Consider the following 21,775-nt stretch of genomic DNA (forward strand, 5'->3'; position numbering starts at 1 on the left):
CCCCTGACTCGAACGCCATCATTGGTGGGGAGTCAGGCTCGTCTTCCAACAGTTGCCGCAGTTCCCCTGGCTCGAATGCCATCATCGGTGGGGAGGCGGGTTCATCCTCCAGCAGCTGCCGCGGCTCTTCCTCGTGCGGCAAGCGCCTCCTTAGCCGGTCTTGCAGCGCCTGCCGATCGGCAACGAGGTTGTCGAGGGGCAGCGGCTCGTGGTCTGGCCGCTGCCCTTTCACCAATCGTTCAACCAGCGCCCACGTGCCCTCCAGGACAAATACGCCGCAATCATAATGGTTCGTCTGTCTGGCCATGGGGGCTGGCGCCAAGGTAGCATTCAGCAGTCCTGCGAGCTGTTTTGCAGGCACGTCGTTATATCCCTCTCGCTGGAGGGAGTCGTAGTGATAGGCGAACCGCCTTTCGGGGTCGCGGCGATCAACGAGCAGCAGCGACCAATGGGTGCCGGGGCTAGTAGCCGTGCCATTATTCACTGGCAAGAACAGGAAGTCGGCTGTGGCGTTGTTTTGATTATAGATGGACTGCAATATGCCTCGAGCGTCTTGCGGCGACGTGTGTCGCAGTAGATGGGATACGGAAGGATCCACCAGCCGAGTCCGGGCAGCGAGCGCCGGATTGATCCCCTGCAGTTGCCGCTCCAGCAAATTGTAATCTCTCTGGACATGGGCGTCGCTCAGCCATTCGGCGGCGCCGAGCACCCGCCCCGTTGCAACGTTGGACGGGGCTGTCGGATCGAGCGCCCCGATCTGAGCCCCAGAGGAACTGGTCGTCAGTGTGGTCACATCAACCAGTGGAAGGCCGCGGTAGGTGCCTGGCAGCTTAGCGGTTGCTGGCGAGGCGGGTTGGGGAGCTCTTGCCGGTGCCGCTGGCCCAGCTTCAGCAGCGGCCCCAACGCGCCTGGTGACTGCGTCTGCCGGATGAGCAGCAAGGACAGTTTCGCGCCCGAGCACAATGCGCGGCAGGATATCCCGGAGGTGAGCCAATGCAGAACCGATACTTAGTCTATTACCATAGGAGACAGCCTTGAAGCTCTCAACATCTTTATCCAGCGATTTGTCGTGAATCCGAGCGGCAATCCCAGGCTTGTTATTTTGACGCAGATACTGGCTAAAATGTCTAAGAAAATTTGTATAGCCGCCCACGGTATCTGGATTCCGTCCGGTCGCAGGCGCTGCCAGGTACTCCTTGGTCGAAGCGGCTCTGTAATCTCTAATGAGCTCGGCATCGTCAGGATAGGGGATCACGAGAGGGCGACCCATAATCGGGGCTCCGCTTGTCGACTTCTTGAGGTAACGCAGTGCGCCAGCCACGGTGGAGGAACCACCCGTACTCTCGTACTCCTTGAGATCCTGATCCAGCGACGAATGGTAAAGCCGAGCAGCAAACCCTGGCTTGTTGTTTTGAAGGAGCCACCGACTAAAGCCGAAAAGAGAATTTACATTGAAAGTGACCGTGTTCGCGCTGGCCTTACCCGCGTGGAATGCTGCCCTCAGCCCTTCGATAGCGGTCGCATCGTTGGAATAGACAGGACGCTTGTCGGAACCGTTGGGGACTACAATTGGACGATCCGGCTGCACTGTCGAGGACATCGAACCACCACCTCCGGGATGCGGTGCTGGGGTGGATTCGTGTTCATCCCTCTGCCTGACGAGCTGCGCCTCAGATTCCGGTGTAGCCACCTTATGAGGATCCTGCATCGGTTCGATCCCCTCCATCTCCTGCTGCAACCAAGCCAAAGCTTGGCGAGCGGCGGCTTCATCAACCGCGGAGGATGTCTCCACACCTCTGGCGGACGCCGGCAGAGCCTGCTCCGCCCGCCGTCGAAAGAGCTCTGGCGAGGCGGATTTCTCCGCCCACAATCTGGGCTGCGTAGCGAGTCCCCGTCCAGATTTATGTGGCACCGCCTCGCTTGGCAGCGGGCTGCTCCTGTCCCGTGCAGCTACCAGCCCCTCCGGGGCGCCCTGGTCGCCGTGGCGCCAGTTCAAGTGAGGGACGGCCTCTCCAAAGTCGGGTGCTTGGTGTTGGTGCGCGGTTGGGGCGAGAGACAATGGTAGATCGGTGCCCTCCTTATAACCTACCGGCAGGAGCTCCTCTGGCCAATCGAATCCCTGCTGTGGTGCGGTATGCTGAGCAGCGTCGCCACGGGGACGAGCCTCCATGCTGACCGCGTTTTCCAGATGACTCCCGAGTATAACGCGCGGCGGGTGCTTGCGGATATAAACCAGTGCAGATTCGATCGGAGCTCCACGAGTAGAGGAGGCGGCCTTGTAGCTCTCAACATCTTTATCCAGCGATTCATCGTAAATCCGGCCCGCAATCCCGAGCTTGTCATTTTGACGTAGGTAATGACTGAAATGGTTAAGAGCAGTTGCGTAGCCGCTCGCGGATCTGAAATGTCTAGTGAGCGCGGCGTCGTCAGGATGGGGGTTCAGGACAGCGCGACCCACAATCGGGGCGGCTCCGCCTATCGGCTTCATCAGTTGACGCAGTGCGCCAGCCACTGTGGAGGAACCACCCCTACTCTCGTACTCCTCGAGATCCTGGCTCAGCGACGGATGGTAAAGCCGAGCAGCAAACCCTGGCTTTTTGTTTTGAAAGAGCCAACGACTAAAGCCGAAAAGAGAATTTGCGCTGCGAGTGACCGTGTCCGGCCTGGCTTTACCCGCAAGGAGTGCAGACTTCAGCCCTTCGATGGCGGTGGCATCGTTGGAATAAACAGGACGCTTGTCGGCACCGTCGGGGGCCACAATTGGACGATCCGGCTGCACTGTCGAGGGCATCGACCCATCGAGATGCGGCGCTGGGGTGTATTCGTGCTCATCCCCCTGCATCGCGAGCTGCGCCTCCCGTTCCGATGTACCCACCTGATGGGCAGGGAGTTGCATCATCGCGCGAGCGCCTGAGTCACCAACCTGACCTGGTTGCCGCTCAGTGACAGCATGCTGCAGATTGCTTTGGATCCTCTGCCTCTTCGTTGGTCTCAACTCACCTTTGCCATGCGAGCCATTGACGAGGACATCCTCGCCTGGTGCACTCATCAACTCATCCGCCGCCTGCAATTCGCCCAAGTGCTGCTCAAAACCGGCTTGGCCGGCTTGTCCGCTTGCTCGTGCGGTACGGCGTGCTGCACCTGCAGCCAAGCTGCTACGATGAATGTCCAGTTTGTACGGGTGCACGCTAGCCTCACTTCCACAGATCACATGAGCAACCTACTCAGGCAAGCTTTCGAAAGGCTGACGAGGTCCGCCGCCGCGGAAGGCGAAGGCTGGTTTTCTGCTCAGCGGTTGACGGCCTAGCGTGTTGCGGCCGCGCCGGGTATCACGCCAATCAATCTGAATAGTCGATGCGTCAAACGAACCAGGATAGGATTTTCGTAGCGGGGCTGCTCTACTCACTCTTGTCCTGAGGTAGAATTCAACCATATCGCCGAGCAACTGGATGCCGATTGGATACCCGATCCGGAAAGCTTCAGCTCATATGTGACGCGAGGATGAGAATCGTGGCAGCTCCAGACCGACGGGCTGCCACCCACAGCGGCGATGACCGACGAGGGTCTTCTATTGCCAAGGTAATCGTCCGTTCGGGGACCTATGTGTTCCTATGCTCGTCGAGCGGATCGGGTGGGCCGCACCGCCGTAGCGTTACGGCGAGCGGAAGCGGCGTTGGGTGCGGCTTTTCCCCTGAACGCTTCACACCAGGCTGATAGGGGATCTTGCAATCGCACACACGCGGTCTGCAGGCGTGCCTATCAAGCAGTTTGCTCAGACCAACGTCGCGGCGAGCCTATCCTCAATACGCAGCGCAAGTCCTAGACTCCACGATCGTCCTTCGGTGCAGATTTGCTCGCGCCTCGCCCTGATTACAGCCGATAAGGCGAGCTAACAATTGCAAGAGCCACAAGCTACTCCAGCTCGATCGGTTTGCTGTTCCAGTCGGGCGGGGTCTGACCGAGAATGTTGCGAACGAAGAAGTCTAGGAGTTTGCGCTCGGTGTAGGTGCCTAGAGTATGGTGATTGGCACCAGGAACGTAGACAATGTCAAAATCTTTTCCTGCCTTGATGAGTCGATCGGCAAGCTGGAACGAGCAAAACGGATCGACATTATCATCCATTTCGCCGACCGCGATCATCAGCTTGCCCTGCAGCCTGTGAGCATTGTCAACGGCGGAGGATTGCGAATATTCAATGCCGACCGGCCACCCCATCCACAGTTCATTCCACCAGGTCTTGTCTATCCTGTTGTCGAAGCAGCCGTTTTTGGCGACGGCGACCTTGTAGAAATCGGGGTGAAAGAGCAGCGCGCTGACTGCACTCTGGCCGCCGGCGGATGCGCCAAAAATGCCGACGTTGGATATGTCGTACCATGGATATTGCGCGGCCGCCGCCTTGTGCCACAGAATGCGATCGGGAAATCCTGCGTCCTTCAGATTCTTCCAAGCAACATCATGGAAGGCGCGGGAGCGGTTGTTGGTGCCCATGCCGTCGATCTGAGCAACGACGAAGCCCAGCTGCGTGAGCGGCTCTGTCCACCGCGAGAAGGATTTTGGGACGAAGGAGCCGTGGGGTCCAGCATAGATATTCTCCACAACCGGGTATTTCTTCGTCGGGTCGAAGTTGGCTGGCAGGTGGAGCACACCCCAGATGTCAGTTTTGCCGTCGCGCCCCTTGGAATGGAAACTGAGCGGCGGCTGCCAGCCTGCGGCGACGAGCTCGGAAATGTCGGCCGTCTCGATCTGCTGGAGCTTGGCATTGTCGCTGGCGCGGTAGAGTGCCATGCGCGGGGGCAGATCGATGCGTGACCAGAGATCGACATAATAGCGCCTGTCAGGCGAGAACTCGATATGGTGGTTGGCCGGTTCGGGCGTCAGTGCAGTCAGTCCCTTGCCGTCAAAGCCGATGCGGTAAGCATGGACCCAATAGGGGTCCTCCTGCGAGTTCATCCCGCTCGCCTCGAACCAGATCTGACGCTTCACCGGATCGACATGGTTGACCCTCCGGACGACCCACTCACCTCGGGTGATCTGGTTTTCGAGCGCGCCTGTCCGGCCGTTGAAAAGATACAAATGCTCATACCCGTCGCGCTCTGATGCCCAGATGATCTCCTTCCCGTCATCGACATCGTAACGGAAGATTTTTCCGGCATCCTCCTGGCCATGCCCCAGCGGCAAATAATCCACGAATGTCTCGCTGGTCTCATCGATCAGGGAGCGCCCGCGGCCCGAGGCGGCGTCTACCTCGACCAAGCGATAGAGCTGATGCCCGCGCTGGTTATATTCGAAAGTGAAGCCGCGGCTGTCCGCCCACCACCGGAGAGGGGAAAGTTCGAAGACGTTCGAGAAGAGGGCACCGTCAATCACGATCTGGCGCCGGCCGGCAATGTCGAACAGGACTGGTTGGGGCAGCGGAAGGACATCGCCCGGCCTGGGATAGAATATTGTTGAATATTCCCGCTCCAACTGGTCCGTCGATGAATTGAGGTAGCGGACCTCTCGCCTATAGCCGGGGCGAACAAGGTAAGCGGCGAGGTGGCGCGAGTCCGGCGACCAGCTCAGCGTCGAAAAGACGTAGCAATTGCCTTCGGCTCCGTCCCGGCTCAGAGGAACATCCTGCAATCCGTCCTCGCTGCGCAGGAAAACGTTGCAGTTCTTGATATAGGCGATCCATTTGCCGTCGGGCGACGCGTTGCTCTTGTCGGGGTTGTTCTCCGCTGGCGGCGTGTAGCGGTGGCTGAGCTCCCTACGGTCCCCTTTCCTTGCATCGAATGTGGTGCTGGTACAGTCATAGCTTGCAAGGTCGCAGCTCCACCGGGTGTCTTCAATCTGGAAGTCGAGCCTGCGACCATCCTCACTCAGTTCGAAACGGTCGAACGGAAGATTGCCGGCTTGATAGCTCTCATGGCTCACCTTGTTTAGCGCTGCCGCCAGACGCGCCTGATCGAAAGCGGGCCGCTTGAAACCCGTGGCAGCATCGACCTGCATGAACTGCTGCTCGCCGTGGCTAGTCCGGCGGTAGACGAAGGCTTCACCCCCGGTCAGCCAGAAAGGCATTTTGGGGACATTGACAGTGAGCCCGCCATATCGATCGTTGATCGTAAGTGCGCGCTTGAAATCGGCCGGCGCTAGCGTCGGGTGTAAACTTTTCGAACCCTTGGCCAGCGTCTGAGTTGCCGATCGCCATGCCGCGCGCGTCAAAGCGCCGATCCTGGACATACCTGTTCACTTCTTTCGGTTTTCGGAATGCTAATTTTGAAGTTGGGTTCTCGTCGCCGGTCTGCAGCAGCGCCGAGCGTCGCCTTGGAGGAGAGCCAGCACGCGGGTGCAGCCAGGCACGCGCAACAGGGGCGCTCCTTGGACATCCAGGCACTGGTTCGGGTGCCGATTGAAGAGTTGGCGTCCGTCGCCGAAACAACCAGGAAAGAGCGTCCATGCAGCCCTGACGCGACTATTTCCCCGCGAGTATGGCCGCTTGCTTTTCTGCATCATCTGAAAGGTCCTGCTCTAGTCGGGCCGGATGTCACCCCGGCAGATTGTGCTATTTCGACAATCTCCGAGCGATTGCCGCCGGCCCATGACGAGGTTTACCGATAGGGCGCAATATGCGTGCCAAAGGAAAAGCGGTTTAATACACGGCAATCCGCCTATGTCGCATCCCCAACATCGTCGCACACCGGACAATGCCGGACGATATTGTCCCGGGGCGTCAAATTGGTTTGATGGTGACCCAACAACTGGCGGATGACGATCTCGAAATGCGCGACAACGGCCTCGGTGGACACTGTCGCCGCGCCCAGCACGCTGGCCGCCTGCCCGGCGATGTCCGCGCCCAGGCGGATGGCCTTGGCCACGTCGACGCCATCGCGGATCCCGCCCGACGCGATCAGCTTCACCGTTGGCAGCGCCCGACGCACCGCCTGCACGCTGGTCAGGGTGGGAATCCCCCAATTGGCGAATGACATCGCCACTGCACGGTCGGCGGCATTGCGGGCGCGCTCGCCCTCCACTGCGGCCCAACTGGTGCCGCCGGCGCCGGCGACATCGATTACCGCCACGCCCGCCTCGACGAGCGCACAGGCCACCGAGGCGGACAGGCCGCCCCCACTTCCTTGGCCACGATCGGCACGCCCACGATGCGCGCGGCGCCAGCGATCAGCGCCAGGACGCCGCGCCAGTCGCGGTCGCCCTCCCGGCTGTACCGCTTCCTGCAGCGGATTGAGATGGACGATGAGCCCATCGGCCTCCAGCGCGTCCACCGCGCGACGCGCCAGGTCCAGGCCGTCGGCCTCCCGCAGTTGCGCGGCGCCGATATTGGCCAGCAAGGGAATGTCTGGCGCCAGGCGGCGCAGCGCGCGCGTTAGCCCCTGGGAGTTACGGGATTGCAGGCTCACACGCTGCGAACCGCACATGGCGATCCGCAAGGCTTGCGCTGCCTCGCTCAAATGCCGGTTGATGGCCTCGGCCCGTGGCATGCCGCCGGCCATAGAGCTGATCAGCAGCGGCGCGCGCATAGCCTTGCCCAGCAGCGAGGCGCGCAGGTCGATCTGCGTCAGGTCCAACTCGGGCAGTGCGCAGTGTTCGAAATGGATGTACTCCCAGCCAGCGGCCACCGTGGCCGGCGCCGTTCGCCGATCCAGCACCAGCGAAGCGCGCAGCTGAGCGCAGCCCTCGAATCCGGAGAGAACGCACGGTACGCCGTGCCCCAGCGCCTGCTCCACGGCGGCGAGCTGCTCCGGCGCGATCAGGCCAACGTCGTTGCAATCGTCTAGCCAGAACAGCAGCGCCAGTTCGCGATAGAACGCCACGATCAGCGTTTCGTTCTGCGGATCACGGCCGGTGCGGGCGCTGGTGTCGCGCAGGCTCGGGTGAATGCGTTGCAGGATTGGGGGACGCGTGACGCAGTCAAAGCTCCCCTTGCCAAGCACGGAGCAGGCGAGTGAGAGAGCAGATGAATAGGCGTGTCGCCAATATTTTCGCATTGCTATAATCGATTATAGTTGTGAGGAGCAATTTGAGACCATTTACTTGCGGCTCAAGTCACCCATAAAAGAAGGCAAGCACCGATTCGGTAGCTTATCCCCTGTCTTTCGCGTACTCGCGGCCGTGGCGCCGGGTGAACGATTGAAGACCGCCGGTCTCACTCGCAGGTGGGCGCCAGGGCGTGGGACGGTTGGCAAGCCACAGGAGTAGGACAATGTCGAAGGATTCGGGTAAGGGCGATAATCACGGCGGCGGGCCGGGCAAGATCGAGATCACGATGGTGGTGAACGGCCAGCCCACGCAGGTCGAAGCCAATCCCAACCAGCCGCTTCACGTCATTCGTACCAAAGCCCTTGAGAACACGCAGAATGTCGCCCAACCAGCCGAGAATTGGGAATTGAAGGATGAGGCCGGCAACTTGCTCGACGTCGACAAGAAGCTTGGCGATTTCGGTTTCCCGAATACTGTGACCCTGTTCCTCAGCCTGAAGGCGGGCGTCGCAGGTGCCTAAACCCCAAAGTGTGGATCCGGAGGTCTCCCGAGCGAAGTTTGATCGGGAGATCGGCCGGTTCCGGCCATATGCTGATGTCTATCGGGCTCAGGGCTGCTTCTTGATCGAGGCGACCTTTCCGCGCGCTTTCTTCATTTTCGCAAGCCTCAAGTTAAAACCACGGGTGATCAGCGCAGCGAGCGAGGTCGACTTCACCGACTACGACTTAAGACCACCGTCCGTGGTCTTCGTCGATCCGTTTACGCGTCATCCGATTGCCCGGAAAGATCTATACCTGAAAATGCTTAGACGTCCGCCGCTGCCCGGAACGCCGCCGGAGATGATAGGAGCTCTCATCCAGCAGAACGCCGTGCCGCTGACGGACTTCATCCAGGCCAACAGTCCCGAGGACGAACCATTCCTGTGCATGGCGGGCGTCCGGGAATACCACGACAATCCAGCCCATTCAGGTGATCCATGGCTACTTCATCGGGGTTCTGGCGAAGGCTGTTTGGCCTTCATCCTGGACAAGATCATCAAGTACGGAATCATTCCTATAGAGCAGTTGCAGATTCAACTCCCACCGGCAATCGTAGGAATGGTGGTATCCCCTCAGGCGATACAAGAATGACTGGTTTGAGAGATGTAACGATCGTGACTCTCCCGCGCGGCTGCATCTCGACCACGCATGGGCATCTGCGCTCAGTTGGTCGCGAAGGCAATGAGGGGATGGCGCTCTGGGTCGGCGTTCAGCAAGACCGGCACTTTGCCGTAACAGAGACGGTTATCCCGGCGCAGCGTCACATTCGGACAAACGATGGCGTTTGCGTGATCGTTGCGGCCGAAGAACTGCACCGGCTCAATGTCTGGCTCTACAAAAGCGGCCTGAAACTCTTGGCCCAGATTCACAGCCATCCGGGCCGCGCCTACCATTCGACGACGGACGACGCTTATGCGGTTGCTACCACGGTTGGGTGTCTGTCGCTGGTAGTGCCGAATTTCGCCCGCGAGCCTTTCGATTTTGCTCGGGTCGCCGCCTATCGGCTTGACGAAAAGGCCAAATGGAATGCGCTCCCTCCCGCGGCACTGTCGCGAATGATCATGATATCGAGTTGAACAATGGCATTCGCTAACTTCATCGATCGTGCCGCCACGGCGGCATCTCAGGTCCTGGCCGATTTTCATCTGGGAGACTTCAAAGCAGCTCTTGAAAAGCAGGTCGTGGCAGTCGCCTTCGACCATCAGGCCGCTTCCTGCGCCGAAGGCCAGGCGACACTAGATCTTGCGGTGAGATTGCTCGCTAGGCTCTACCCGGTTCTGGCGATACTCCCGCTGGACAGCGCGGCGAGCTCTCAAGCCCAAGCGCTGGAGCGCTTGGCAAAGTCGATCAATCCAAAAGTCGGCATCCGGCGTTCCGGCAAGTCTGCCACCGTCTGCGTCGTTGCAGGGGTAACGCGCCCATCACTCCGGTGCCCGATCTTTTTCGTGGGATCGGACGGTTGGGCGGCAAAGCTGTCGCGTACGGACCCGGTGGGCTCTGGCCCAAGTCTGCTGCCTTTTGGAGCTGGCGCCGCCAGTTGCTTCGGCGCCGCCAACGTCTTTCGAACTATCTTCGCCGCCCAGTTGACCGGCGCCGAGTTGGACGAAACCATCGACCTCTCGCTATGCAGCTACGACAAGACCAAAGCCGGGGAGGCTGGCCCGATCGACTTCCCAGTCGACCTTGGCGAAACCCACCTCGTTGGGCTCGGTGCGATAGGCCATGGCTCGCTTTGGGCGCTAGCGAGACAACCCGATCTCAAGGGTCGTCTGCATGTAATCGATCACGAAGCGATCGAACTCTCAAACCTGCAGCGCTACGCATTGGCCGGCCAGGCGGAGATTGGTATGTCCAAGGCGGTTCTTGCAGCCACCGCCCTTAGATCGACTGGCCTTGAGGTCGAGGCGCACCCTCTGACGTGGGCAGAATATGTTGCGCGCCGGGGCAATTGGGTCTTAGACCAAGTGGGTGTGGCGCTTGACACCGCCGCCGACCGTCTGGCTGTCCAAGGTGCACTGCCGCGATGGATCGCAAACGCTTGGATGCAGGAGCACGATCTCGGTATCTCCCGGCATGGTTTCGATGACGGCCAGGCTTGCCTTTGTTGCATGTACCTGCCATCCGGAAAATCCAAGGACGAGCACCAGCTGATTGCCGAGGAACTCGGAATACCGGAAGCACACGAGCAGGTGAAAACGCTCCTGCAGACAAATGCCGGAGTTCCCAACGACTTTGTAGTTCGCGTGGCTACAGCGATGGCTGTGCCGTTTGAACCGCTAGCCCCGTTTGTCGGCCAGCCCCTGCGCTCCTTTTATCAGCAGGCTATCTGCGGCGGTCTGGTGTTCCAGCTTAGCGAAGGAAGTCGCCGCGTTCGAACTGTGGTTCCGATGGCCTTTCAGTCGGTGCTTGCCGGGATTATGCTTGCCGCGGATTTGGTCAAGCATAGTGCGGGGTTTCCCATGAGCCCGACGACGAGCACTCGGGTGAATCTTCTGCGCCCCCTTGGCTCTCACTTGCACGATCCGAAGGCCAAGGACTCCAGCGGCCGCTGCATCTGTAGCGACGACGATTTCATTGCCGCTTACAGGCGCAAATACGGAGCGCGTTGATCAGGTAAGCGATGTCTCGGCCGCCTAAGCAGACGCGCACCTCTCCGTAGACGCAGGGGGCGCGGCTTGTGGGCGTGACCATGGGCGCCATTATGACACGCTTGGCCCGCTCCTTTGCCGGCCTATCGTCCTCCGCGCATGATCCCGTGCCGACGTGATGATCCAGCACCAGCCGCCATGGCACCAGAGGCTGGTCAAACCTCCGTTGTTGGCCGGTTTGGACAGTGCTGCATCAGGTCTCGACCGACGTCTCGACAGTCAGGGCTGCTTCGACGGGTGTGAAGATGTCAACATCGACCCCAGGCGCCCGAATCGTCACAATCAGGGCGTACCGAGCCAGAGCGTCGACGCGTTCCAGGTAAGGCTTCTCCTTCCACCAGCCCCCGACCGGGAACACGCCGATCGCGTCACGCTCGGCGAGATCGGCGGCGCTGCCCGACCAGAAATCGGCGTGCAACGAGCCGCGATCGCGGAAGGTGCCGAGCAGCCACTCTTCTCCGCCTCCAGCAGGCGCCCCTTCCTCCTCGTCCCGAGCGGCCTGATTGATGCGGGCTCGGAATTCGTCGACTGTCTCGGTCGCTGACTTTACTCTGAACCGAAGACCATGGGACGCGTAACGATGCCGGCGGGTCCATCCGCGTTCACCGGGGTTGGGTTCGATGAAATAGGACAGCGTGACGCGGAGCTCGACCTGGGCAGCGCCGAGCGCCGCGAGCTGCTCCTTCGGCCAAGGCAGGCGATGCAGCTTCATGTCACGCGTTTTGGCAGCCGCGCCGCCCTCGCGCTGGAAAGGCTGAAGCTCATCTTCAACGATAAGCGTGAGGTCGTTCACCGTTGACAGAAGCGCGCGCCCAAGATCTGGCACGCCGTAACCATAGCGCCGCACGAGCGCCTGGATCTCGCCCTTCGCTCCGTTGCACGCATCGATGCGTGCGCGCATCGCCGGAGTCCATTCGGCCGAGTGGACGATCAGGGCGCGAACCGATTCAGGCCACAGCTCGGGGCGCGCTGATAGAATTAGTCCCGCCATCCGTGCGGCATGGGCCGTTGCCGCGCTCGTATCTCCGAGGGTGGTGAAGTGGCGCAGTTCGGGTCGACAGAAAGTGGTCAATATCTGCAGATCGTCGATCGGCTCGCCGGGCAACACACCGTCATGGGCGAGATTGCCGCCTTCGAAGACGACCTCGGGCTTCACCGGCCACTGCCTGTCCCAAACGACCGAAGTGCGACTGCGCGGCGAGAGCTCGCCGACCGGCGCGATCGGAGCGTAGCCCGAAAAGTCGGTGTCAATGATATCGACCTTTTCTGTGAAAGCGCCGACCGTCAGCGCATTCCAGGCCTGAGAAGGATCATCGACTGCTTCCAGATCGTTGCGCGTCAAATGCTCGGCCGGCATGAGGTCATCGCCGATGTTGCCGGCAGAGAGAACGATCAAGCGTCGCTGTTCCTCTTCGAAACAGAGTTGGTCGATAGCGGCAGACCACGATGTGGGCCTTCCACGCGCCGGACTGGCGCTTGTCACAGCCATTGCGATCGCGCGGCGGCGCTCCGGCGCCTGCACCTCGGCGCGGGCGATCGCTTCCGCGGTGATCGCGCCATAGAGTTCTGGATCGTTTGCCTCGTCTTCTGGCGGAAGGATACGAACACTCTCCAGCCGAAAGGGCAATGGAACTGGATCGCCTCCGACCAGGAGCGGGACCAGATCACCGTACAGGCCGACACCTGCCATTCGCGTCCCGTGGCCGCTCCACGCAGGTGTGTCGTCGCTGCCCCATGCCGGTTTGACGGTGTGCCAGTCTTAAACGGCAAGTGCGGGTTCGATCAACGGGTGGGTGCGACGCACGCCGCTGTCGAGAATGCAGACCGCAATATCGGATTGAGGCGGTCTGACGCGCCCGAGAAGCTCGTCGCTCCAGTCCCTTTGCTCCGCGCCGCCAAGGCCCAGGAAGAAGGACGGCGTATCCTTCGCGCGCCGCAGCTCGGCGACGACATCGCTGTGCGCAATCATGCGGTCGAGCATTGCCGTGCTGGCGAGGGCCAGCATGACCACCCGCTCCGGAAACCTAACCGCATGCGTGCGCAAAGTGATGTTCAGGGCTTCGGCAATGTGCTCGAAGTTCTCGCGGCGACCGTCGCGCAGCCAGACTTCCCACCACACCTGCTCGTCAGCGGCCTGGGGGAAGAGGTCGTCGTGGTCGGTAAACAACGATCGTGCAGTCGCCAGCCTGACTGTCTCCATGCGGGAGACGAGCGGCTCGTTGCGCGGTCTGCCGCGGTCAGTATCAACGTCTCGATACGCCTCGACTTTCCGCAAATAATAGGCTTGCGCGCTTTGCGGCAGGAACACCGACGCTGTGATGGGAGCACCGGGTTGAGTTGGCTCATGGACGGCGACCAGCTCCATGTGCTGGCGACGATCGGCCAACTGGTCGAGGGCCGCCCGTCCGGACATGGGCAGATCGATCGCGAGGTAAAAGCCAGGCGTGCCGACCGACAGCTGGGGGTCACGCGCCGCAATCTGCTGGCGTGCACTTTCGACCGCTTGTTCGATGGATTGCGTCAAGGCCGCAGCATGCGACGCCCGATCACGCGCCGGCAGCGGCGGTGCATGTATAAGTTGGTTGGGCCGCCGATAGGCTTCCCGAATGCCGTTGTTGCGAAGGTGGATATGGGCGCGGTCGCGCGGAAAATCGTCTGCCATTATGATCTGTGCTGTCGCTACTCAAACAGCGACGCCTGCCGGCGTTCCTTCAGAGCGTCGATGAGCGCTTCCGAGGTGATCCGCTTCCCCCCCCGCAATATGATGGTTTTTGCAGCGTCGTCGGCCGCGCGCGTGATCTCGGCCTGCGACAGTCTCTCTGCCTGAGAGATCGCCTCGTTCCAGGCAAGCCCTCTGGTGTCGAAGCGGTCGAGTCGAGCCCGAAGCAGCGCCTCTATAATCGGCCGATCGGGCACGGCGTATTCGATGACATCGTCGAAACGGCGGAACAAAGCTCTGTCGAGCAGCTCGGGATGATTTGTTGCCGCAATAATCAGGCTGTGGCTGTCGTCTTGCTCGAGAAACTGCAGAAACGAATTCAGCACGCGCCGAATCTCGCCAACATCCTGGCGTTCGCCTCGACGCGCGCCGATGGCATCGAATTCGTCAAAGAAGTAGACGCCCCGCGTCGCCTGCATTGCATCAAAAACAAGCCGCAGCTTTCCGGCAGTCTCTCCCATGAACTTGGTGATCAAACCATCGAGGACGATCGTGAAAAGGGGCAGATGAAGCTCCCCGGCCAATGCCGAGGCGGTCATCGTCTTGCCTGATCCTGGCGGGCCGACCAGAAGCAGTTTGCGACGGGGAACAAGCCCGTGCTCGCGCAAGCTTGCTTGTTGGCGCTGCTCTCCCAGCACGCGGTGCAGGCGCGAGCGCAGACTGTCCGGCAAAATCATGTCGGTCAGTCGCAGGTCCGGATAGCGCACATGCAGGAGCCCTGCGAGCTCGCCCTTTGGCTGAAAAAGGGGAACCGGCCGACTGCTCTTGACAATCCGGGCGTCCCTGCTCTTGGCTGCGTCGACCAGATCCTTGAGCTCCTGAGCAAGCTTACCATGGCCTTGACGTGCCTCATGCGCAGCAAGCTGCATCGCGATAGAGAGGAAACGATCCTCGTCGCCGGCAATGTGGCTTTTAAGCAGCGTCACGATATGGCGGGCCGTGGTCATGGCTCTCTTCTGGGGTATCCGTTTACTTGGCGAAGCGCATGCAACCTAAACGCTTTCAACGGCGATTTGTATCGCGCAATGGTGTTTTTTCTCTTGTCGATGTTCGCCCGTGGCAACTTCAGCGGTGAACTGTTGCGCCGCGGTCATAGGCCAGCCGGAATAACGCCGGCCAGCAGACAACAGTCCGCATCTTCGAGCGCTCGAAGTCTGGCCACTCACGCAGCGTGTCGGGTCCGAACGCTCCAAAGCCGCCCCGCCTGGCAGGTCCATGCGACCGATTGCGGGCGTGCGGCCATAAGGTCTACGCGGGCTCGCATGGCTGCCCGCGCCGCTGGCTAAAAAGCTGTACACCATCTCACGAAACACCAGGTCCGCTCCTTTGCCGGCCGACGGTCCATGAAATCCCCTCCCCACTTACGACACCGGAGACCTCCTTGCCCACATGGCGCTCAAGCACCGGCCGCCATGGCACCAGCGTGAACTCGCGCGACTTTTCAACGACGGCATATTTTCCGCTGGCAAGCTCGACGGAGCGGCGGAGCGTACCCTCTACTCGTCCTCCGGATCGCGCTTCGGCATAGGGCAGGCCAAGTTCCTCCGACAGTTGGCCAGCAACACGGTTCAGTTCTCGCTGGCGCAGGATCGAAAGCATGTTGGCTCGATAGACGATCCCATCCTGTTCTTTATGCGCGAGGCCTTGCGCGATCAGCCACTGCCGCCGGCGAGCTTGCGCCTCTCTCACGTCGCGGCCGAAGCCGGATCCGTGCAAAGGCTCGGGTCTATCGGCAACCAGCTCCCGGTCGAGCCAGGTGGCGCCGTTGAAGCTGACCTGTCGCTCCAGCGCCATTGAGGAGAGCTTGTCGGCAACGACAGGCTCGGCCCTGGCCCGCTGGCCCTCATAATTCGCGACGCGATCGAGATGGTCCGGCGCGATGAGCCAGGTGCCGTTCGGCTCTCGCTCGACGCCGCCGGTCGCGCGGCGGATCGCCTCCAGCCGCCGCACATGCGTTCGCGCAAAGCTCTCGGTGGCGGATGGGTCATGCTTCAGGTGCATATCGACGTCGTAACGGCCGCCATGCGCGGCGGCGATTTCGGCGATGGTACGATCGACCTGCCTCGGCTCGGTGTTCCTTGGCGCGACACGCACGATGCAGCCATTAGGCATCGTTTCCATCGCCTCGCCTCTACCGATGTTGATCCAATGGCTCTTACCGTCGACGGCGTCGACGATCATGTAATGGCGGTCATTGATCTCGTCGGCCAGTCCACGCGCGACAACGCGACCGACGAGAGACTGGACGGGCTCGCCGGATCGATCGTGGATCACCCAGTCGGCGGCCCTGCGGGCAAGCCCCTTGCCGGTCAGTTCGCGGTGCATGGTCTTGATGATGTCGCCGCGTTCGCCGGTGCGGCGCAGCGTGGCTTCGAGCTCATCGTCGAGGCGCCAGGAGCCAGCGCCGACCTCCGCGGCCAGACCCATCCGCTCGAGCTTGCGCAGCCGTCCCTGGTGCAGCGTCTGGCGAATGGCGTCGGGACCGCCCGGCGAGACCAGGCCGTCATCATCACGCATGCTGAGCAGCCGACGGTCGATGCTGGTGAAGCGTTCCTGCTCCATTTCCCGGCGCAGGCGAAGCTCAATCTCGCGGTCGGTTCGCGGACCGAGATCGAGGCTGACCAGCTCGGCCGCCCGCTCGCGGATGCCAGATGAGATATATTCGCGCGCGATGACCAGGTTCTCGCCACGGTCGTCCCTGCCACGGACGATGATGTGGCTGTGCGGGTGGCCGGTGTTGAAATGATCGACCGCGACCCAGTCGAGCTTCGTGCCGAGGTCTTCCTGCATCTGCGCCATGAGCCGCCGCGTCAGCGCCTTGAGGTCGTCGTACTCGATGCCGTCTTCGGCAGCGACGATGAAGCGGAACTGATGGCGGTCGCCGTCCGCGCGATCGATGAACGCCTTGCCGTCGACGCGGCCGCTGTCGGCGCCGTAGAGCTCGCCAGGTTCACCTTCGCGGGTGACCCCGTCGCGCTGAAGATAGCGTAGATGGGCACGCGCCCCGTCCGCGCCCTTGCCGGCGAGCTTGACGACCCGCGCCTTGACGATCACCCGGCGCTGGCGGAAGGCGGCATACCGGTCGCGCGATTTCAGCAGTGCGGCGGCCGCCCCGCCGCGCCCTGTCCGGCTTCCTGTGAAGCGACCACCGCGTTGCGGCCGGCCGCCAGCCCGGTTGATCGCCGCACGAACCTGGCCGGCATAGCGTTTGCCGGCCTTCGAGCCGCGCGACCCGATTTTGCCGAGCTTCGGCCTGAACTCGTCATCCTTAATGCGAGCCTCCCAGACATATCAAGCAAAATCAGACACTTACACGTCAAACCCTCTTGGCACCGGCGGCAGCCTCCCGGAAAAACGATGTGCAGACAAAGATTTAACCGCCTCCTGGAGGCGGTACCTTTATCTTGCCTTCCGCGCCCAGCCCCGCCAGACGCGCCCCCGTCCGCCATGGCTAACGCACCGGCTCCTTCGGCTGCGCGCCGTCCTTGCCGAGCGGCACGAAGAGATCGCCGTTTCGCACGCCTGAGTGAACACCGTCATGAATGAAGAACAGCGACCGTCCGAGAGGAGCGATTTGCGCCTTTGGAGCGACAGATTGGCTTTCGAACGCCTCGATGTCGGCCGCCGAAACTCCGGCCGCCTTGAGTTGGTCGAGGTACTCGACGGTCTCTTCTGGCAGCGGTTTGCCACGCTTCAAATGCTCGTCGTAGCGCTCGGGACCGGCATTGTAGGCGCCAAACAGGCCAGGAAATCCGAAGCGGTCATACATGGCACTGAGATAGGCCGTGCCGGCCAGGATATTGTCGCGCGGATCGTGGGGGTTAGGCCCAAGGCCGTGTTCGACCCGCATCTCTTCATAGGTGCCGGGCATCACCTGCATGAGGCCCATGGCGCCAGCGGGGGAGGTGATGGGGCGGCCGCCGCGCATTGTCTTGCCGCCGCTTTCGGCAGCCATGACGGCATAGATCCAGGCTTGGGGAATATGGAAGCGCCGGCTTGCTTCCGATACCAACGTCTGCCACTTTCGCAGCTGCGGACTTTGGGAGATGGCGACCGGCTCAGCGCCGGTCGAGGCGGAACAGGCGCATGGCGCAATGGCGATCATGCCCAACAAGAGGAGGGTCACTCGGTCCATAGTGGTACGAGCCTCCCGATGACATTTTGAGTGGGAACAGGCCCGAAATAGCGGCTGTCGAAGGAGCGGTTTTTGTCGCTGCCGAGCAGGAAAACCTCGTTATCCCCGAGCGCTCGGCAGCCGTTCCACCATGGCAAAGGTCGGCCTTCGGCGTCGATTTTGAGCCGGCGCGCGACGATGTCGCCGCCGATGATGATGGCGTCATTGAAGGCGCAGACATTATCGTCCGGCAGCGCTGCAAGACGTTTTGCCAGCGGCACATTGCGAGGCAGATAGCTGCGCTCGGCGGCGAGATACGCCGCGTATTCAGGCGGGCGCACGAGCACGAGATCGCCACGCGCCAGCGCTCCCGCAGCGATGCGGTAAAGGCCGATCGGCGCGCTGGCCGAGGCGTTCCAGACCAGCCAAGGGGCGGGCTTTCCCAGCGCCGTGAAGCCCAAAAGACCGAGACCGGCCGCGGCCAAGGCGACCGTCTTACGGGCTCGAACACGCCTCAGGCGGCTGCCGATCAGATGGATGGAAGGGCGCCGCCTCATGAACGGCCTCCCGTGCCGCCCTGGCCGGAACCGGCCTTGCCATCGCCGGCGATGGAGTGCTGCGGGTGTCCTTTCGACCAATGGTCGAGTTCGTCGATGTGATAGCGGACATAGCGGCCGTGCTTGCGGAATTTCGGGCCGCCGCCCTTGAGCCGCATCTTTTCGAGCGTGCGCTGGGAGAGCCCGATATAGAAGGCGGCTTGGGCTGTGCTGAGAAACGGGCTGCCCTTTTTCGCGCGGGCCGCGCGTTCGTTTTCGTCGTCCATGATGATCCTCGTTTCGCTTCGGACAAGCGAGGGCGAGGATGGGCGAGGGAGATCGTCTCGGGGACGGGCGAAGAGTCGGGGGAGAGTTTTCGCCGCCCTTTAGGGCGGACGGGGTTTGGGTGGAACTCCTGGGAATGAGCCCCGCGCCGGGGCTGCGGCGCGAGGCTCTTATCTCGGCCGGTCAGTCGGCCGGGTTCCAGATGATGGCGTAGGTGTCGTGATCGTCCTGGCCGGCGGCTCGGCCGAGATTGGCGTAGAGCTTGCGCGGTCCGAACTCCGGCGCTGCAATCGACAGGCTCACATAATCCTTGCCGGAAGTCTCGCCGGTGCGGATCCAGCCAGCGCCGACTTCGACCCCTTGCGTAAGCACCCGGAAGTCGGGATGGTTATCGGCGCTCTTGGCCTGGTTGGGGACGATATCGATGTCGGCGCGGACGCTGAGCGTCTTGAACTGGCCCTTGTAGGCGCCGTTTTCCTGCTTGTTGACGTAACCGATCGCGGTCATTTCGAAGTCTCCTTTTGTGGTTTCGCCGGGGACCATCCCCTGCGATGGCGCACCGTAATGGGCGCGTCAGGACCGCCTGAATCCGACAGGGCCGCAGCGACAGTGAAGGACCCGAGCGGGCAGCTTTTTTGTGAGCGAAGCGGCGCGAGGAAGCCGCCGCAGGCGGCGGGGAAAAAAGCTGATGGCGCGAGGGTTTCGGGCGGCCGGACCCGCCCATAGGTCGACAAGCCAGCCGCAGGGATGGTCCTTGGAGAGAGCATGGAGACCGCTCGCCAAGTGCGGTCTGTCAGCCAAGCAGGACGCCGGGATGAAACGGCCTGCAAAGATGCTGCGCCCTTATGCCGGATCGAGATCGTGCCAGCGGGTCGGGCGCCAGAGCAGACATCCGGCATGGTGCGATCTATGAAAGCAGGGCTCGCCAGCGGGAATTTGATACGCGAGGGGGCCAAAGTAAGGCTGGATGAGAAGCCGGTGCTACCTGCAGGTCCAGTGTCATGTGGCGGCGCTCGGGAAACCGCTACGCAATGTAACGCGCTCTTATGAGGCGAACAGACCGGCCCCAAAACCGATCGACCGGTGGTCGGCGCGAAACGCGTCATGCCTGTCCGAAAGCTGACAGTGGCAGAAGACGCATGTCGGGTTCCGCACAATTGACCATGCTGGATTTGTGAGGTTTTCAGGGAGAGCCATGCGTTCACTTCCCAGTGAGCTTTGGCACGGCATTTGCTCTTGATGTGGCAACACGGATCGAAGGTTGACTGCATGCACAAGCGCGAGATGAGCAATGCTCTCCTTTCCTGGAGGCTTGGCAGCAGATTCGATTTGACGTTGCGAGGAGCTTCAGCCGCTCGCGGCGGAAGTGATCTCAAATCTGAAGGCACCGTTGGGGCCGCAGCCATCAAACACATCTTTCTCTTTTTCGCAGCTCGTCTTCAACGCGATGCGGACTTCTTCGCGTCGACGGCGGCCGAAGGTGGAGAAGGGGCTCGACTTGCAAAAAGGAGTTGTCAATGACGTCTTACGTTCGCACCAACAGCCCGGCGCAGGTGCGCTCACTGTCCACCTTTGGCAAGCATCTGCAAAGGAGCGTGCTGACGGCGACGCTGCTTGCCGCGGCTTCGACGGGAAGTGAAGCGCAGCCCTATGTTCGTGCTGACGGCAGCACGACTGACGACTTGGAAGCGGCGCGAGCAAGTTGGCGTCATGACGCCGAATTCAATGGAAATGTGGGGCTCGCAGCCATCAACGCGGATGCCGCGTATGCGTTGGGTTCCACCGGGGAGGGGGCCAGAGCTCCTCGCCTGCCCTCGTCCGTCTTGACGAGTGCCCGCTTACAGCCTACCTCACTATCGCGTTAGCACTCGTCCATCGCGAGTGCTAACAAAAACCCCTCAACAGCGCACCAGGGAAAAATCCGAAAATGGCAAAGTCGAAGTTCCGCCCGCTGCATGACCGCGTGGTCGTTCGCCGGGTCGAATCCGAATCCAAGACCGCTGGCGGGATCATCATCCCCGACACGGCAAAGGAAAAGCCGCAGGAAGGCGAGATCATCGCTGTCGGCTTCGGCGCTCGTGACGAAGCTGGCAAGCTGGTCCCGCTGGACGTCAAGGCCGGCGACCGCATCCTGTTCAGCAAGTGGTCGGGCACGGAAGTCAAGCTCAATGGCGAAGACCTTCTGATCATGAAGGAATCCGACATCATGGGCATCATCGGCTCATATCAGGCCCTTTCGTCAACTGAATTCCCGGGCTCGATTGAAGCCCCTGCCAGGAGCTAAAAATGGCTGCCAAAGACGTAAAATTCTCCCGCGATGCCCGCGAGCGCATGCTGCGCGGTGTCAACATCCTCGCTGACGCGGTGAAGGTCACGCTCGGCCCCAAGGGCCGCAACGTGGTCATCGACAAGTCGTTCGGCGCCCCGCGCATCACCAAGGACGGCGTCACCGTCGCCAAGGAAATCGAGCTTGAGGACAAGTTCGAAAACATGGGCGCGCAGATGGTCCGCGAAGTTGCTTCGAAGACCAACGACATCGCTGGCGACGGCACCACGACCGCGACCGTTCTGGCGCAGTCGATCGTCCAGGAAGGCCACAAGGCCGTTGCCGCCGGCATGAACCCGATGGACCTGAAGCGCGGCATCGACCTCGCGGTAACCGACGTCGTTGCGACCCTGATCAAGAACGCCAAGAAGATCAAGACCTCCGAAGAGGTTGCCCAGGTCGGCACCATCGCCGGCAACGGCGATGCTTCGGTCGGCAAGATGATCGCCGAAGCGATGCAGAAGGTCGGCAACGAAGGCGTCATCACGGTTGAGGAAGCCAAGACCGCCGAGACCGAACTCGAAGTCGTCGAAGGCATGCAGTTCGACCGCGGCTACCTCTCGCCCTACTTCGTCACCAACGCCGACAAGATGGTTGCCGAGCTCGAGGACGTCTACATCCTCCTGCACGAGAA

At 61.5% G+C, this 21,775-nt stretch carries 14 protein-coding genes and 4 pseudogenes; 7 read left to right on the plus strand and 11 right to left on the minus strand.

What is annotated here, in order from left to right; genetic code table 11:
- From EOA38_RS05795 to EOA38_RS39720, 4 genes and pseudogenes are all read right to left on the minus strand, one after another.
- Positions 1-3,079, minus strand: a 3,079-nt coding sequence (locus EOA38_RS05795; protein WP_245480774.1) for a Ulp1 family isopeptidase, incomplete at its 3' end; no start/stop codon positions are given.
- 833 nt (positions 3,080-3,912) lie between these two features.
- Positions 3,913-6,219: a S9 family peptidase gene (locus EOA38_RS05800; protein ID WP_126080685.1), complete on the minus strand. Its 2,307-nt coding sequence runs from the start codon at positions 6,217-6,219 to the stop codon at positions 3,913-3,915.
- Between the two features lie 515 nt (positions 6,220-6,734).
- A pseudogene (gene fni, locus EOA38_RS05805) lies at positions 6,735-7,658 on the minus strand (type 2 isopentenyl-diphosphate Delta-isomerase); the annotation flags it as partial.
- Positions 7,647-7,886: pseudogene (locus tag EOA38_RS39720) on the minus strand (hypothetical protein); the annotation flags it as partial. The pseudogenes EOA38_RS39720 and fni, both read right to left, overlap by 12 nt.
- A 311-nt stretch (positions 7,887-8,197) precedes the next feature.
- On the opposite strand from EOA38_RS39720, the gene EOA38_RS05810 reads away from it, so the two are divergent.
- From EOA38_RS05810 to EOA38_RS05825, 4 genes are read left to right on the plus strand one after another with little or no spacing between them, the layout of a single operon-like run.
- Entirely contained in the window at positions 8,198-8,494 is a 297-nt protein-coding gene (locus EOA38_RS05810; RefSeq protein ID WP_126057779.1) for a DUF2604 domain-containing protein, read from the plus strand.
- A complete protein-coding gene (locus EOA38_RS05815; RefSeq protein WP_126057778.1) occupies positions 8,487-9,104 on the plus strand; it encodes a putative metal-binding protein in 618 nt (205 codons plus the stop codon). The genes EOA38_RS05810 and EOA38_RS05815 overlap by 8 nt, the downstream gene beginning before the upstream one ends.
- The gene (locus EOA38_RS05820; protein WP_126057777.1) at positions 9,101-9,589 is read left to right on the plus strand and encodes a Mov34/MPN/PAD-1 family protein; all 489 of its coding nucleotides are present in this window, start codon (positions 9,101-9,103) and stop codon (positions 9,587-9,589) included. Before EOA38_RS05815 ends, EOA38_RS05820 begins: the two co-directional genes overlap by 4 nt.
- A 3-nt stretch (positions 9,590-9,592) precedes the next feature.
- Positions 9,593-11,122, plus strand: a complete 1,530-nt coding sequence (locus EOA38_RS05825) for an E2 ligase fold family C protein (RefSeq protein ID WP_126057776.1) — start codon at positions 9,593-9,595, stop codon at positions 11,120-11,122.
- A 232-nt stretch (positions 11,123-11,354) separates the two neighbouring features.
- Here EOA38_RS05825 and EOA38_RS05830 read toward each other — a convergent pair.
- The 7 genes and pseudogenes from EOA38_RS05830 to EOA38_RS05860 all read right to left on the minus strand — a co-directional run bounded on the left by EOA38_RS05830 (position 11,355) and on the right by EOA38_RS05860 (position 19,322).
- Positions 11,355-13,823 (minus strand): annotated as a pseudogene (locus EOA38_RS05830) (S8 family peptidase).
- A 17-nt stretch (positions 13,824-13,840) separates the two neighbouring features.
- Entirely contained in the window at positions 13,841-14,827 is a 987-nt protein-coding gene (locus EOA38_RS05835) for an ATP-binding protein (protein ID WP_126057775.1), read from the minus strand.
- A gap of 355 nt (positions 14,828-15,182) precedes the next feature.
- Positions 15,183-17,153: a relaxase/mobilization nuclease RlxS gene (gene rlxS / locus EOA38_RS05840; protein ID WP_024505648.1), complete on the minus strand. Its 1,971-nt coding sequence runs from the start codon at positions 17,151-17,153 to the stop codon at positions 15,183-15,185.
- A gap of 178 nt (positions 17,154-17,331) precedes the next feature.
- Positions 17,332-18,015: a lytic transglycosylase domain-containing protein gene (locus EOA38_RS05845; RefSeq protein ID WP_024505647.1), complete on the minus strand. Its 684-nt coding sequence runs from the start codon at positions 18,013-18,015 to the stop codon at positions 17,332-17,334.
- Positions 18,003-18,551, minus strand: a complete 549-nt coding sequence (locus tag EOA38_RS05850) for a S26 family signal peptidase (RefSeq protein ID WP_024505646.1) — start codon at positions 18,549-18,551, stop codon at positions 18,003-18,005. The genes EOA38_RS05845 and EOA38_RS05850 overlap by 13 nt, the downstream gene beginning before the upstream one ends.
- Positions 18,548-18,817, minus strand: coding sequence for a helix-turn-helix domain-containing protein (locus EOA38_RS05855; RefSeq protein WP_024505645.1), 270 nt, complete (start codon positions 18,815-18,817; stop codon positions 18,548-18,550). Before EOA38_RS05855 ends, EOA38_RS05850 begins: the two co-directional genes overlap by 4 nt.
- A gap of 181 nt (positions 18,818-18,998) precedes the next feature.
- A complete protein-coding gene (locus tag EOA38_RS05860; protein ID WP_024505644.1) occupies positions 18,999-19,322 on the minus strand; it encodes a DUF736 domain-containing protein in 324 nt (107 codons plus the stop codon).
- A 1,010-nt stretch (positions 19,323-20,332) separates the two neighbouring features.
- On the opposite strand from EOA38_RS05860, the gene EOA38_RS05865 reads away from it, so the two are divergent.
- The 3 genes and pseudogenes from EOA38_RS05865 to groEL form a co-directional block, all read left to right on the plus strand.
- Positions 20,333-20,680: a hypothetical protein gene (locus tag EOA38_RS05865; RefSeq protein WP_063169239.1), complete on the plus strand. Its 348-nt coding sequence runs from the start codon at positions 20,333-20,335 to the stop codon at positions 20,678-20,680.
- Between the two features lie 62 nt (positions 20,681-20,742).
- A pseudogene (groES, locus tag EOA38_RS05870) lies at positions 20,743-21,036 on the plus strand (co-chaperone GroES); the annotation flags it as partial.
- Positions 21,037-21,101: 65 nt separating this feature from the next.
- The coding region (gene groEL / locus EOA38_RS05875) for a chaperonin GroEL (RefSeq protein WP_127298710.1) at positions 21,102-21,775 on the plus strand (674 nt) is incomplete at its 3' end.

Source organism: Mesorhizobium sp. M1E.F.Ca.ET.041.01.1.1, from assembly GCF_003997355.1.
Taxonomy (GTDB): Bacteria; Pseudomonadota; Alphaproteobacteria; order Rhizobiales; family Rhizobiaceae; genus Mesorhizobium.

Coding starts and splice junctions, on each gene's coding strand:
- EOA38_RS05850 (WP_024505646.1), bottom strand. CDS start 18,551: ATGAGGCGGCGCCCTTCCATCCATCTGATCGGCAGCCGCCTGAGGCGT.
- EOA38_RS05800 (WP_126080685.1), bottom strand. CDS start 6,219: ATGTCCAGGATCGGCGCTTTGACGCGCGCGGCATGGCGATCGGCAACT.
- EOA38_RS05855 (WP_024505645.1), bottom strand. CDS start 18,817: ATGGACGACGAAAACGAACGCGCGGCCCGCGCGAAAAAGGGCAGCCCG.
- EOA38_RS05820 (WP_126057777.1), top strand. CDS start 9,101: ATGACTGGTTTGAGAGATGTAACGATCGTGACTCTCCCGCGCGGCTGC.
- EOA38_RS05825 (WP_126057776.1), top strand. CDS start 9,593: ATGGCATTCGCTAACTTCATCGATCGTGCCGCCACGGCGGCATCTCAG.
- EOA38_RS05810 (WP_126057779.1), top strand. CDS start 8,198: ATGTCGAAGGATTCGGGTAAGGGCGATAATCACGGCGGCGGGCCGGGC.
- EOA38_RS05835 (WP_126057775.1), bottom strand. CDS start 14,827: ATGACCACGGCCCGCCATATCGTGACGCTGCTTAAAAGCCACATTGCC.
- EOA38_RS05845 (WP_024505647.1), bottom strand. CDS start 18,015: ATGGACCGAGTGACCCTCCTCTTGTTGGGCATGATCGCCATTGCGCCA.
- EOA38_RS05865 (WP_063169239.1), top strand. CDS start 20,333: ATGACGTCTTACGTTCGCACCAACAGCCCGGCGCAGGTGCGCTCACTG.
- EOA38_RS05860 (WP_024505644.1), bottom strand. CDS start 19,322: ATGACCGCGATCGGTTACGTCAACAAGCAGGAAAACGGCGCCTACAAG.